The organism is Pseudomonas sp. P1.31 (genome assembly GCF_001269815.1).
Classification (GTDB): domain Bacteria; phylum Pseudomonadota; class Gammaproteobacteria; order Pseudomonadales; family Pseudomonadaceae; genus Aquipseudomonas; species Aquipseudomonas rustica.
The window spans coordinates 244,694-258,690 of record NZ_LHVN01000003.1 but is presented as its reverse complement, the minus strand read 5'-3'; the positions used below and the strand labels follow the sequence as shown (position 1 = coordinate 258,690).

Annotated in this window: 7 protein-coding genes and 1 pseudogene; 2 read left to right on the top strand and 6 right to left on the bottom strand. The window is 57.5% G+C overall.

Features of this window, described 5'->3' with window-relative positions; genetic code table 11:
* Positions 1 to 95: 95 nt before the first annotated feature.
* The 6 genes and pseudogenes from AD669_RS01945 to putP all read right to left on the bottom strand — a co-directional run bounded on the left by AD669_RS01945 (position 96) and on the right by putP (position 7,345).
* Entirely contained in the window at positions 96 to 416 is a 321-nt protein-coding gene (locus AD669_RS01945) for a hypothetical protein (RefSeq protein ID WP_053116707.1), read from the bottom strand.
* A 319-nt stretch (positions 417 to 735) separates the two neighbouring features.
* The gene (locus AD669_RS01940) at positions 736 to 1,458 is read right to left on the bottom strand and encodes a DUF4123 domain-containing protein (RefSeq protein ID WP_053116706.1); all 723 of its coding nucleotides are present in this window, start codon (positions 1,456 to 1,458) and stop codon (positions 736 to 738) included.
* Positions 1,459 to 1,584: 126 nt separating this feature from the next.
* Complete coding sequence (locus AD669_RS01935) at positions 1,585 to 1,974, bottom strand: hypothetical protein (protein WP_053116705.1); 390 nt, start codon at positions 1,972 to 1,974, stop codon at positions 1,585 to 1,587.
* 105 nt (positions 1,975 to 2,079) lie between these two features.
* A complete protein-coding gene (locus tag AD669_RS01930; RefSeq protein ID WP_053116704.1) occupies positions 2,080 to 2,463 on the bottom strand; it encodes a hypothetical protein in 384 nt (127 codons plus the stop codon).
* A gap of 1,036 nt (positions 2,464 to 3,499) precedes the next feature.
* A pseudogene (locus tag AD669_RS01925) lies at positions 3,500 to 5,506 on the bottom strand (type VI secretion system tip protein VgrG); the annotation flags it as partial.
* A gap of 354 nt (positions 5,507 to 5,860) precedes the next feature.
* Positions 5,861 to 7,345, bottom strand: coding sequence for a sodium/proline symporter PutP (putP, locus tag AD669_RS01920; RefSeq protein WP_053116703.1), 1,485 nt, complete (start codon positions 7,343 to 7,345; stop codon positions 5,861 to 5,863).
* A 460-nt stretch (positions 7,346 to 7,805) separates the two neighbouring features.
* Here putP and putA point away from each other — a divergent pair, with 460 nt between their 5' ends.
* Complete coding sequence (gene putA, locus AD669_RS01915) at positions 7,806 to 11,759, top strand: trifunctional transcriptional regulator/proline dehydrogenase/L-glutamate gamma-semialdehyde dehydrogenase (protein WP_053116702.1); 3,954 nt, start codon at positions 7,806 to 7,808, stop codon at positions 11,757 to 11,759.
* Between the two features lie 258 nt (positions 11,760 to 12,017).
* Positions 12,018 to 13,820 carry an acyl-CoA dehydrogenase gene (locus tag AD669_RS01910; protein ID WP_053116701.1) on the top strand — a complete coding sequence of 601 codons (1,803 nt, stop codon included), beginning with the start codon at positions 12,018 to 12,020 and terminating at the stop codon, positions 13,818 to 13,820.
* Positions 13,821 to 13,997: the final 177 nt, after the last annotated feature.

Sequence of the window (13,997 nt, the reverse complement as noted above, 5' to 3'; positions counted from 1 at the left end):
CTCAACATCAAAAGATCGCAGCCTTCGCTAGCTCTACAGGGTGACCCCAAGTTCCCGTGTAGGAGCTGCCGAAGGCTGCGATCTTTTGATCTTTTTCAGGCGGGCATGCTGCTCAACCGCTTACCGATGACATCCAGCACATCACAGCCATCACGTAGCGGAATCGCACACAGCATGGCGAAATCGCTGAGGATGACGGAGTCGCACTCGATCGAGCCGCGCATGCACATGTTTTCCAGCACTTGAGCGACGGCGCGGAGGCGGTAGTTGGCGGCGTCCATGAGGATGTCGAGCGGCGCATGAGTGTCGACGAACAGCGTGGGCATGTCGCTGCAGTTGCTGGTCAGGGCCATGAAGCGGTTGTCGGGATGGGGAGTGATTTTTTTGTAGGGTGGATCGGGTTTTAAATTTTTCAATGGACTGACTCCTAACGTATGAACTGGAGCCGCCACTTTTACTTCCACGCAATAGGTGGCGGCTGTACGCAGGTGTGGAAGACCGGGACGTTAGGCACCCGGCGCACTCGAAAGCGCCCCGCGCACAGCCACCATAAAAACAGAGAGCAAAGAATGCCTGCCTGGTGGTGCTTCATGCGCCTAACGATAAAAGGGCTTCCACGCCCTGCCACCGAATTTGCGGTGACAGCCAAAAGACTATCCCTGCAACCCACCGCCCACCAGTTCATGGAAACCGCCGCAACTCGAAGGAAACGTCCGACGCCTTCGCCCGGAAATTTTACTTATCTTCGTCCCGCAAATAGGCCAACAACGCTAATTGCGACGAATCTTCCGACACCGAAACCTGAAAAAACTGCCTGACCTTGCAACGTAAAACCGGCTCGGGAAACGCTTCGAAAATTGGTGGATGTTCCTCGCTCAGCCACTGCAGAGTATTGCTGACCCTAACTTCGTCACCCGTCGAAACCAACACCGAATCCGGCACCTTCCACCAAGGAAAAACCCGTCCAGAAACCTGCGCCACGCCACCGATATCAATTGCCTGACCATTGATCAAACCGCGTGAGATAACCGGCAACAGTTGTGCCGAATCCACTGCATCAGACTGCAGAATCGGCAACAGAAAACGTCCATCCCAGAATCGAAAAAACACTGTCTTCCCGTCCGGCATCAGCACCTGCGTCAGACTGCGAAAATGCTCAACCACCACTTCAGGACTCGCCGAAGAAACCGCCAGCCAGCCCCAATTAAGAGACTCAGTAGTCGCCACCCAATCCAGAAACTCACTGTCCACAGCGACAATTCCCACGAAGGGCATCACCGTATCCCACTCAGCGTAAATAGTGTCCGCCCAAATCGGACTTGGCGCTTGTGCGGTAGTTGACCCGCTCCAGACCTTGAACGGCTCGCCATCGCTGGTGCTGCTGAGAACTGCAAACAGTTGTTCATCGGCCATTAGCGGCTGACGTTGTAACCAATGCTGGGGAATCAGTTTATTCATTCAAGGGCCTATGCAGCTCTCGACAATATCAAGAATGCTGTTATCTACAAAAACAAATGGCTGAGTTACAAACCAGCGTAAAGAAACAACCTGAATGGCAAAAACAGATTGATCATCGAAAAATGGTTAACTCAGCCAACCATTAACCTTTCCCAACACCGCACCGATTATTGCAATGGTGCTTAACACCAACATCATCCAATTGGAAAATAAAATTATCCGCCGCAAGCCTACCGGCAAGGCTTCGTAATCCTTGGCGTCCAGCTCACCATTTCGTATGGATTTACGCGAGAAGATCATGAGCGTGCCCACACTATTAATAAATAGAAATCGGCCAATCGGCTCCCATCCCAAGGTGCGCCTTCTAGAAATAACAGCCGGCGAATTGCTCAAATACTCAAAGATATCCCGCGCAAAAAAATAAGCGACAAACAGCAAAATCAAGGACGACAGAAAAATAAGTGCAATCAATACCAAACCACTCAACAGGAAGAGTATTTCAATATCAGATCTCATTTCTGGATTTCATAGACAACATCTGCCCCTTGCTCGCCCCACTCCCCGAATGGATAGCACCCGAATATGGCACCAACCTCTCCACCCACCAGTTATGGGGAAGATTTACTTTAACCACCCACTGAATTTTCCAACTATGAAAAGAATAATCATCAGCACACCCATTACAAACCCAAAAAGGTGCATGCCCTGAGAATAGACTCTTAGCGCTGATGGAACATTCTCGTAATCTTGCGGATCCAGTTCCCCATTCCTGATAGACACTTTGTGTCTAAAAAGCATCCAGCTAAGGTTCATCGTTAAAAACATCCTGCCACCGAAACCCATCTTCATAAAAGGATGACGAATCTTTACACCATAAGAATTACTCAACAACCCAACAAGCATGTCCAGCTTAAAGTGCGAAAAATACAATTGAGCAAACAGTAAGGCCAACCCAAGCAATAGATCAAAAATCACAAATACAAAATAAACATCCTTTGCGCTCATCTTCCCTCAACCCATTCATACACAACTTCTCCAGCGCCCTCTCCCAAGGCCTCCCCCAGCAATCCGCCACCCAATGTTCCTACGCCTGAAAGTACAAGAGCGCAGGCAATGGCTCCGTACCCTGTCACACTGATTGCAGCGCAAATTGGAGTAGCTATCGCCGGACCGTAAGTACCACCCACCACAACCCCGATAAACTTTCCACTTTCAGTCATCCTAACTTTCTTACACGCCTCTTCACGTCCAGTTCGACATACTTCACTTACTTTCAGCGTCGAAGCTGCGCCCCTAGACCGACCCCAATCCAACCACCCAATTTCATCACTTTGGCAGCCTTGCTAACCCCCTCAATATGCGTCGCATACCCCGGAATTCCGGCTGAACTGCCCACCTTGCTCCAGTGATGGACAAGGCTGCGACTGGAAATGCCCAGCGCTTTCCTAAGGTTGGGGTGATCGGGAAAACCAGCCATTTTTCGCATCAAGGGACTGAGGCTGTTATCCAGTTGCGTCATCAACTGTGTTCGCTTGGCAAAGAAATCAGCACCTTTAAGCTTGCCGTGTTTATCGAAGGTTTCCTTATGCAGTGACTCCAACTCACTCAACGTGCTGGCGAGACTTTTCAGGTGATTACTGAACATCGCTGCCCCAATCCCCACGCTTGTCGAACCCTGCGATAAAAACGACTCAATCTCCCCATGATGCCGAGCCATAAACTCGGCCTCCGAGTCACTCATTGGCGCCAACGCTGCATCAACTTTCTGCGCCACCTCCATCAATAACGCCTCTTCCCGAGTGCATTGCGTATTACGCGGATCGCTCAGGACGATCAGTTGCCCAGGTTTGGCGTATTGACTGAGCTGCGGATTCAGGCTGCGAAATTTCTCCAGCACGGCCGGATCCGGCTGCGGGAACAGTGTCGATTCCAGTGCAGACCGAGACATTCCCTGTTCAACAATATGAAAGCCCGGCTCAACGCTGGAAGGCGCCGGCCGGGCTGAGGACTTTGGGGATTGGGTCAACCCACTTGGTGTCGGGCAGATGCCATCCTTGCACCGCTCACACTCTTCGCAGAATGGCGCATCACCTTTCAGGCTCATGATTTGCGCCGCCGTGAGCATCGCCGCCGACGCTGCGGCCAGTTTCTCCGGCAGTCCCGGCACGACCGGTGCTGCACTCATCGCCGCCATCGGCGCGCCACCCACGACAATCGGCACGCTGCTGAAAATCCCGCCGGGGCCGATGTTGATCCACTGCCCGCCCGCCTGAATCGTTGCACTCGCGCCGCCATCAATGACCACTTGCTGGCCAGCGCTGATATGGATTTGCGCACTGGCGTTAAGCGCCTGACTGCTCACGCGAACATGCTGATCACCGATCACGGTCAGGTGATCATCCTGCTTCACCTCGATCTGGCGCTGTCCGTGGGTGATGCGCTGCTCATCGGCTTTCAACTCATGGCGAGCAAGGCCGGTGACGACGATGTTGCGCTGGTTATCCACTTGCACTTGTTGATCGTGCAGCACGTGCTGCGTCCAGTTGCGCTGGGCGCGCAGGTAGATTTCCTCGGCGCCTTTGCGATCCTCGATGCGCAGTTCGTTGTAGCCGCCACCGCCGGGACTGCTCTGGCTGCGGAAGATGCTGCGGGTTTTGTCGGCGGGCAGATCCAGCGGCACGGGCGTCGCGGCATTTGGCAGGCAGCCCATGACCAGCGGTTTGTCGGCATCGGCGTCGATGAAACCGACCAGCACTTCCATGCCGACTCGCGGAATCAGCACGCTGCCATAAGCGTCGTGGGCCCAGCCGCTGGCGACACGCAGCCAGCAACTGGAATGCTCGTTCAACTCACCATCACGATCCCAGGCCAGTTGCACCTTGACCCGGCCGTACTCGTCGCAATGGATTTCCATGTCTTTAGGGCCCGTGACGACGGCCGGTTGATAACCGGGCATGCGCGGTTTTTCCGGGCCCAGCGCCGGACGAAAGAACACGTCCCACGGCGTGGCGAGAAAGGTATTACGGTAACCCTGGAAACCTTCCCCATCGCTGGTCGCCGTTTCTTCCAGCACTTGCGGCTGTCGGCCATGGTGCTCGACGGCAGTCAGCAACCACAGGTCATTCCAGTCTTGGCGCGGATGGTCGGCCAGTTGCAGGAAATGTCCGCAAACCAAGGAGGATTCGTCGCTAAGGCCCTCAGCCTGACGGTAATCGGCGACATGCCGTTCAAGTGCGCGCTGGGCGAGGTGCTTGCCGGTTTCACGATCTTTGAATTGGCCGGGAAAGTGATAGTCCTCCAGCACCGGGCGCTGCTCACTGTCGATACGGCTTTCCAGTTGCAGACGCGGTTTTACGAAGTTGTAGTCGCGCCGGGTGACCACGCTGGTACGGGTTTCCACTCGAACGTTGAAGCGCTTGATCGCCGGCGCCGCACCGAGCATGCCGCTGCCGGGCAGATACAAGGTCGGCTCGACAAGTTTCGGAAACACGGTCTGATCGTCACCGAACACCAGCAAGTGCTCTTCAATACTGTGCTGAAAGTGGTAATGGATGCCGACTTCCGCGCACAGACGCTGGATGAACGCCAGATCACTCTCACCGTACTGCACGCAATACTCACGCACCGGGTAATCGCTGCCGAGGCGGAATTCGAAGGCATCGCGCAGGATCGAGTGATCCTTGAGGATTTGCTCAACGATTTGCGGAACGCTGAGATGCTGAAAAATACGCTGATTGATGCGGTGCCCGAGGTAGGTCAGTCGCGGGACAAGGCTGAGGTGATAGCGCGTCAGACGTTTCCCGGAATCGCCCTGCCCGACCTGATAAATCTGACCGTGAACGCCGGAACCGTCAGCGTCAAAGCTGAGAAACGCCTGACAGTGCAACAGGCTTTCGAGATCCAGATCGGGTCGTTCACTGACCAGTTCCAGCTCGAAACGAAAGGGTTGGCTGATGGCTTCCTTGCCCGTGAACTCAAGGACTTTGAGGTCAATTTGGGCGCCTTCGAGGGTCAACGTGAAACGCGGTTGATTGGCAGGCGCGAACATCCGATGTGTCTCTGCAGAGTGAGGGCGGGCGATTCTGCATGAGGGGCAAGGGGTGTTGAGTGGGGGACGGAAAAATCAGATTTGCCCTACTTCTGTTGTCGAAAAACCCACAGAAAATTGGCGCAAACGACTACAGACAAATCCCTCAAACCCATCGACGAACCAAATGTGGGAGCGGGCTTGCTCGCGAAAGCGGTATGTCAGCTTGAATCATTGCTGAATGAGAAACCGCCTTCGCGAGCAAGCCCGCTCCCACAATGGATCTCCACAATGTCCGAGAAATCACAGGCAATAAAAAACGGCCCGTCTCCTGTAGGAAACGGGCCGTTTTCATGTGAGCCGTAGCTCAGCGTTTTACTTGTTCAGAATGAAATCTTTTTCCGCTGCCTCGAAACGCTCAACCATGCCGCGAGTCGGTTCGCCCGCCTTGCTGACAAAGTAGATCGCCAGGCTGGCGAAGATGAAGCCCGGGATGATTTCGTACAGACCCAGCAGTTCGAAATGCTTCCAGACCACCACGGTGACAGCGCCAACCACGATGCCGGCCAGTGCGCCGTTGCGGGTCATGTCTTTCCAGATCACCGAGATCAGCACAACCGGGCCGAATGCAGCACCGAAACCCGCCCAAGCGTAGGACACCAGGCCCAGTACGCGGTTATCCGGGTTGGCCGCCAGTGCGATGGCGATCAACGCAACCAGCAAAACCATGGCGCGACCGACCCAGACCAGCTCTAGTTGCGAGGCCGATTTACGCAGGAAGGTTTTGTAGAAGTCTTCGGTCAGGGCGCTCGAGCACACCAGCAACTGGCAGCTCAGGGTGCTCATCACCGCAGCCAGAATGGCCGACAGCAGTACACCGGCAATCCATGGGTTGAAGAGGATTTTCGCCAGTTCGATGAACACACGCTCGTGGTTCTCGGTGACAGGGCCGGCCAGTTCCGGGTGCGCCGAGAAGTACGCGATACCGAAGAAGCCGACGGCCACGGTGCCGCCCAGGCACAGGATCATCCAGGTCATGGAAATGCGACGCGCCTTGGCGATCGATTTCACCGAGTCCGCCGCCATGAAACGCGCGAGGATGTGCGGCTGACCGAAGTAACCCAGACCCCAGCCCATCAGCGAGATGATGCCGATGAAAGTGGTTCCTTTGAGCATGTCGAAGTTGCTTGGATCTTGCGCTTCGATGGCCAGGAACGTGGTGTCGACGCCGCCAGTGGCCAGCAGCACGATGATCGGCGTGAGGATCAGCGCGAAAATCATCAGGGTCGCCTGAACCGTGTCAGTCCAGCTTACCGCGAGGAAACCGCCGATAAAGGTGTAGGCAATTGTCGCCGCAGCACCGGCCCACAGCGCCGTCTCGTAGGACATGCCGAAGGTGCTTTCGAACAGACGGGCGCCGGCAACGATGCCGGAAGCGCAATAGATGGTGAAGAACACCAGAATCACGATCGCCGAGATAATCCGCAGCAGGCCGCTTTTGTCTTCGAAACGGCTGGCGAAGTAGTCCGGCAGGGTCAGGGCGTCGCCGTTGTGCTCGGTCTGCACACGCAGACGGCCGGCAACGAACAGCCAGTTCAGGTAAGCACCGACGATCAGGCCGATGGCGATCCAGCTTTCGGACAAACCGGACATGTAGATGGCGCCTGGCAGGCCCATCAACAACCAGCCACTCATGTCGGACGCACCGGCGGATAGCGCGGTGACGACGCTGCCCAGGCTGCGGCCGCCCAGAATATAGTCAGAAAGGTTGTTGGTGGAGCGATAGGCCATCAAGCCGATCAGCACCATTGCTGCGATGTAGATCACGAACGTGATCAAGGTTGGATTGCTAACGCTCATTAAGTTACGCCCTGGCTTTGTTTTTATGTAGCGGCGGCGATGAACCGCGCGCAAACGACGACGTTTGGCAGACGATTCGGGATCCCGCGCATTTAGGACTGATGTTTCCCCAGGAAAGCCATCAGCCGATACACCAGGTTATTTCCCCGGTTGCACCTTGGGCGCGAATCCTATGCAACAAAGCAAAAGAGGTGCAACCAGTTTCGTGAGAATAAGTTGCACCTAGTCGGTTTTATCGACAATCACCGCGTTTTTGCTCCCTTTTGTGGCAGTCATGGCTATTTGCTAGAAGCAAAAGCACCAAGCAGGAGCAGTACTTTCGTACCAGAAAATAATTCCTGACGAGCTGCTTATTATTCCGGCAAAAAAAGGGTTGCACCCGGTTGCACCTCTTTCGGCGCACGGCTAATCTTGCGGCCAGCTGATGCCACGCAACTGTGGCAACCATGAGGATAAAAATATGGCTACCACCACCCTTGGGGTCAAACTCGATGACCCGACCCGCGAGCGCCTGAAGGCTGCCGCGACCTCGATTGATCGCACACCGCACTGGCTGATCAAGCAGGCAATTTTCAATTACCTGGAGAAACTCGAGGGTGGTGCAACCCTGACCGAGCTGAACGGTTTGACCGCCAAGGACGCCGATGAGGCGGGCGAAGTCCATAACGATCACGCTCACCAGTGCTTCCTTGAATTCGCTGAAAGCATCCTGCCGCAATCGGTTCTGCGCGCCTCGATCACTGCCGCTTACCGTCGCCCTGAGCCGGAAGTCGTGCCGATGCTGATCGAACAGGCTCGCCTGCCGGTCGCCATGGCTGAAGCCACCAACAAACTCGCCGCCTCTATCGCGGAAAAACTGCGAAACCAGAAAAGTGCCGGCGGTCGTGCAGGCATTGTTCAGGGTCTGCTGCAAGAATTTTCCCTGTCGTCCCAGGAAGGCGTGGCGCTGATGTGCCTGGCCGAAGCGCTGCTGCGTATCCCGGACAAGGGCACTCGTGATGCGCTGATTCGCGACAAGATCAGCACCGGCAACTGGCACCCGCATTTGGGCAACAGCCCGTCGCTGTTCGTTAACGCCGCGACTTGGGGCCTGCTGCTGACCGGTAAACTGGTCTCGACGCACAACGAAGCCGGCCTGACCTCGTCGCTGAGCCGCATCATCGGCAAGAGCGGCGAGCCGATGATCCGCAAGGGCGTCGACATGGCCATGCGCCTGATGGGCGAGCAGTTCGTCACCGGCGAAACCATCGCCGAAGCGCTGGCCAATGCGAGCAAGTTCGAAGCCAAGGGCTTCCGTTATTCCTACGACATGCTCGGTGAAGCGGCGCTGACCGAACACGACGCGCAGAAGTACCTGGCGTCGTACGAACAAGCCATTCACTCGATCGGCAAAGCGTCCCACGGTCGTGGGATTTATGAAGGCCCGGGCATCTCCATCAAGCTGTCGGCACTGCACCCGCGTTACAGCCGTGCGCAGTACGAGCGTGTGATGGACGAGTTGTACCCGCGCCTGCTGTCGCTGACCCTGCTGGCCAAGCAATACGACATCGGCCTGAACATCGACGCCGAAGAAGCCGACCGCCTCGAACTGTCGCTGGATCTGCTTGAGCGCCTGTGCTTTGAGCCGCAACTGACTGGCTGGAACGGCATTGGTTTCGTCATTCAGGCTTATCAGAAGCGTTGCCCGTATGTGATCGACTACGTGATCGATCTGGCCCGCCGCAGCCGTCATCGCCTGATGATCCGCCTGGTGAAAGGCGCGTACTGGGACAGCGAAATCAAACGTGCTCAGGTCGAAGGCCTGGAAGGCTATCCGGTCTACACCCGCAAGGTGTACACCGACGTTTCTTACATCGCTTGCGCACGCAAACTGCTGTCGGTGCCGGAAGTCATCTACCCGCAGTTCGCCACGCACAACGCCCACACCCTGTCGGCGATTTACCACATTGCCGGTCAGAACTATTACCCCGGCCAGTACGAATTCCAGTGCCTGCACGGCATGGGCGAACCGCTCTACGAGCAAGTTGTAGGTAAAGTTTCCGACGGCAAGCTGAACCGTCCGTGCCGCGTGTACGCACCGGTCGGTACTCACGAAACATTGCTGGCGTACCTCGTACGTCGCTTGCTGGAAAACGGCGCGAACACTTCGTTCGTCAACCGCATCGCCGATCAGTCGATTTCGATTCAGGAGCTTGTGGCCGATCCAGTGGCGCAGATCGAGCAGATGGCGACCGTGGAAGGTGGTTTCGGCCTGCCGCACCCGCGCATTCCACTGCCGCGCGATCTGTACGGTGCCGAGCGCGCCAACTCCAGCGGCATCGACATGGCCAACGAACATCGTCTGGCTTCGCTGTCCTGCGCCCTGCTCGCCACTGCCCACACCGACTGGAAAGCTGCGCCGATGCTCGGTTGCGCTTCCAGCACTGAAACCCCGGCAGCCGTGCTGAACCCGGCGGATCACCGCGATGTGGTCGGTCACGTTCAGGAAGCCACCGTCGAAGACGTCGACAACGCCATTCAATGCGCGCTGAATGCCGCACCAATCTGGCAGGCCACTCCGCCGGCCGAACGTGCGGCGATTCTGGAGCGCGCCGCTGACTTGATGGAAGGCGAGATCCAGCCGCTGATGGGCCTGTTGGCGCGTGAAGCCGGCAAGACTTTCGCCAACGCCATCGCCGAAGTCCGCGAAGCCGTCGACTTCCTGCGTTATTACGCAGTGCAGGCGCGCAACGATTTCAGCAACGACGCCCACCGCCCATTGGGTCCAGTGGTGTGCATCAGCCCGTGGAACTTCCCGCTGGCGATCTTCAGCGGTCAAGTCGCTGCGGCATTGGCTGCCGGTAACCCGGTATTGGCCAAACCTGCCGAGCAAACTCCGCTGGTGGCGGCTCAAGCCGTGCGCTTGCTGCTCGAAGCTGGCATCCCGGAAGGCGTGCTGCAATTGCTGCCGGGTCGCGGTGAAACCGTCGGCGCCGGTCTGGTTGGCGATGAGCGCGTCAAAGGCGTGATGTTCACCGGTTCCACCGAAGTCGCACGTCTGCTGCAACGCAACATCGCTGGCCGTCTCGACAGCCAGGGCCGCCCGATTCCGCTGATCGCCGAAACCGGTGGCCAGAACGCGATGATCGTCGACTCCTCGGCACTGACCGAACAGGTCGTGATCGACGTGGTGTCCTCGGCGTTCGACAGCGCTGGCCAGCGTTGCTCGGCGCTGCGGGTACTGTGCTTGCAGGAAGATTCCGCTGATCGCGTCATCGAAATGCTCAAAGGTGCCATGGCCGAAAGCCGCCTCGGCAACCCGGAGCGCCTGTCCGTGGACATCGGCCCGGTGATCGACGCCGAAGCCAAGGCTGGCATCGACAAGCACATCCAGGGCATGCGCGACAAAGGTCGCAATGTTTACCAGGTGGCGATCGCCGACACCGAAGAGGTCAAACGCGGCACCTTCGTCATGCCGACCCTGATCGAACTGGAAAGCTTCGACGAGCTGCAACGCGAGATCTTCGGCCCGGTGCTGCACGTGGTGCGCTACAAGCGTAAAGAGATCGATCAACTGATCGGCCAGATCAACGCTTCCGGTTATGGCCTGACGCTGGGCGTGCACACGCGGATCGACGAGACCATCGCCAAGGTGATCGACAACGTCAACGCCGGTAACGTCTACGTCAACCGCAACATCGTTGGCGCTGTGGTCGGCGTACAGCCATTCGGCGGCGAAGGCCTGTCGGGTACTGGCCCGAAAGCCGGCGGCCCGTTGTACCTGTACCGCTTGCTGGCGACACGTCCTACCGATGCCATCGAACAATCCTTCGCTCGTGGTGATGCGGTTATCGCCCCGGACGTTCGTTTGCGCGACGCCATGAGCAAACCGCTGAACGCCCTGAAAGCCTGGGCTGAAAGCAACAAGTACGCCGACCTGAGCACCCTGTGCGTGCAGTATGCGGCGCAATCACAGAGCGGCATCACCCGCGTGCTGGCCGGCCCGACCGGCGAGAAAAACAGCTACGCCATTCTGCCGCGCGAACACGTGCTGTGCCTGGCCGAGGTTGAAGGTGATCTGCTGACGCAACTGGCGGCGGTGCTGGCGGTAGGTGGTTCGGCGGTATGGCCGGAGTCCGACATCAGCAAGGCATTGTTCGCACGTTTGCCGAAGGAGATTCAGGCGCGTATCAAGCTGGTAGCTGACTGGAATAAAGACGAAGTGGTGTTTGATGCGGTTCTGCATCACGGCCATTCCGACCAGTTGCGCGGCGTTTGCCAGCAGATTGCCAAGCGTGCCGGCGCGATTGTTGGGGTTCAGGGCTTGTCCCAGGGCGAGACCAACATTGCCCTGGAGCGTCTGGTGATCGAGCGCGCGTTGAGCGTTAACACTGCGGCGGCGGGTGGTAATGCCAGCTTGATGACGATCGGCTAACACCGGAAACCGGGCACCTGCATTGGTGCCCGGCATAGCAACAATCCCTGTGGGAGCGAGCTTGCTCGCGAAAGCGGTTTGCCAGTCAACTCATCTGTTGAATGTGCCGCCCTCTTCGCGAGCAAGCTCGCTCCCACAGTGTTTTGGGGTGTTTGTTAAGCCGGTGCTCGGCTCTAACATCACCGCGATCAATCTTCCTATCCAGCCTCTATTCCCCCGCCTTAGACTCGGCCCAACCCCAATTTCAGGTAGGCCGCCATGTCCGAGACGCTGCTCAGTTCCCGCAATCTGGCTTTCGAGCTGTATGAAGTCCTCGATGCCGAGGGCCTGACCCGGCGTGAGCGCTTTGCCGAACACAACCGCGAGACCTTCGACGCTGCCATCGGCACCGCGCGCAATATCGCCGAGAAGTACTTCGCCCCGCACAACCGCAAAGGCGACGAAAACGAGCCGCGCTACGAGGACGGCAAGGCGATTTTGATTCCCGAGGTAAAACCGGCGGTGGATGCCTTCCTTGAAGCCGGATTCCTCAACGCCGCGAGAAGTTTCGACGCCGGCGGCATGCAACTTCCTACATTGCTGTCGCAAGCCTGCTTCGCGCATTTCCAGTCGGCCAACGCTGCTTCGACCTCTTACCCGTTCCTGACCATGGGCGCGGCGAACCTGATCGAAAGCTTCGGCACCGAAGAGCAAAAGCAGCGCTTCCTGCAACCGATGATCGACGGCCGCTTCTTCGGCACCATGGCTTTGACCGAACCGCATGCCGGCTCATCCCTGTCGGATATTCGTACACGCGCCGAGCCAGCGTCTGACGGCACCTATCGCCTCAAGGGCAACAAGATCTTTATATCCGGCGGCGATCACCCGCTCTCGGAAAACATCGTACACATGGTGCTGGCCAAACTGCCGGACGCGCCGCCGGGGGTGAAAGGCATTTCTCTGTTCATCGTGCCAAAGTTTCTGGTCAACGATGACGGCAGCCTCGGCCCACGCAACGACGTGCTGCTGGCCGGGTTGTTCCACAAGATGGGCTGGCGCGGCACCACCTCCACCGCACTGAACTTCGGCGATAACGGCCAGTGTGTCGGCTATCTGGTCGGCGAACCACATCGCGGTTTGAGCTACATGTTCCAGATGATGAACGAGGCGCGGATCGGCGTCGGCATGGGCGCAGTGATGCTCGGCTACGCCGGTTATCTGTACTCGCTGGAGTACGCCCGCGAACGTCCGCAAGGTCGAGTGCCGGACAGCAAGGATCCGACTACCGCGCCGGTGGCGATCATTCAGCACGCCGACGTAAGACGCATGCTGCTGACGCAAAAATCCTACGTCGAAGGGGCATTTGACCTCGGCTTGTACGCCGCTCGCCTGTTCGATGACACCACGACGCTTGAAAGCGAAACAGAGCGTAAACAAGCGCAGGAATTGCTGGATCTACTAACGCCAATCGTCAAATCCTGGCCATCGGAGTTCTGCCTGAAAGCCAACGAACTGGCGATCCAGATTCTTGGTGGCCACGGTTACACCCGTGAATACCCGGTTGAGCAGTATTACCGAGACAACCGCTTGAACCCGATTCACGAAGGCACCCACGGCATTCAGTCGCTGGACTTGCTTGGGCGTAAGTTGGCGCAGAACGGCGGCGCGGGGCTGAAGCAGCTGATTCGCCTGATTGCCAATACGGCCGAACGCTCGACTGCGCACGATTCGCTGACAGCACTGCGTGAGCCACTGGAAAAACTGGTGGCACGCCTGCAAACCGTGACCATTGGTTTGCTGACGGATCTGGCGCAGGGCAAGGTCAACAGCAGTCTGGCGAACTCGGCGTTGTACCTGAAAGTGTTCGGACATGCGGTGATTGGCTGGCGCTGGCTGGAACAGGCGATTCGTGCGGAGGAAGGCTTGGCCAAGGGCAATGCGGCCGATGCTGACTTCTATAAAGGCAAGTTGCAGGCGGCGCGGTATTTTCTAACGTGGGAAGTGCCGGGTTGCCACCATGAATTGGCGTTGCTGGAGGCGCGGGATGATACGTGCCTGGCGATGCAGGATGCGTGGTTCTGAAAAGCTACCCTCACCCCAGCCCTCTCCCGGAGGGAGAGGGGGCCGACCGGGGGATGGTTGATACTCCATCGACCTGAAAGAGGCTCACCGAATCCATAATCGACTGGCGTTTTCAGGTCGATGTATAGCAAAAGACACCTCGGTCAGTCCCCTCTCCCTCCGGGAGAGGGCTAGGGT

Coding starts and splice junctions, on each gene's coding strand:
- AD669_RS01940 (WP_053116706.1), bottom strand. CDS start 1,458: ATGAATAAACTGATTCCCCAGCATTGGTTACAACGTCAGCCGCTAATG.
- AD669_RS01935 (WP_053116705.1), bottom strand. CDS start 1,974: ATGAGATCTGATATTGAAATACTCTTCCTGTTGAGTGGTTTGGTATTG.
- AD669_RS01930 (WP_053116704.1), bottom strand. CDS start 2,463: ATGAGCGCAAAGGATGTTTATTTTGTATTTGTGATTTTTGATCTATTG.
- putP (WP_053116703.1), bottom strand. CDS start 7,345: ATGAGCGTTAGCAATCCAACCTTGATCACGTTCGTGATCTACATCGCA.
- putA (WP_053116702.1), top strand. CDS start 7,806: ATGGCTACCACCACCCTTGGGGTCAAACTCGATGACCCGACCCGCGAG.
- AD669_RS01910 (WP_053116701.1), top strand. CDS start 12,018: ATGTCCGAGACGCTGCTCAGTTCCCGCAATCTGGCTTTCGAGCTGTAT.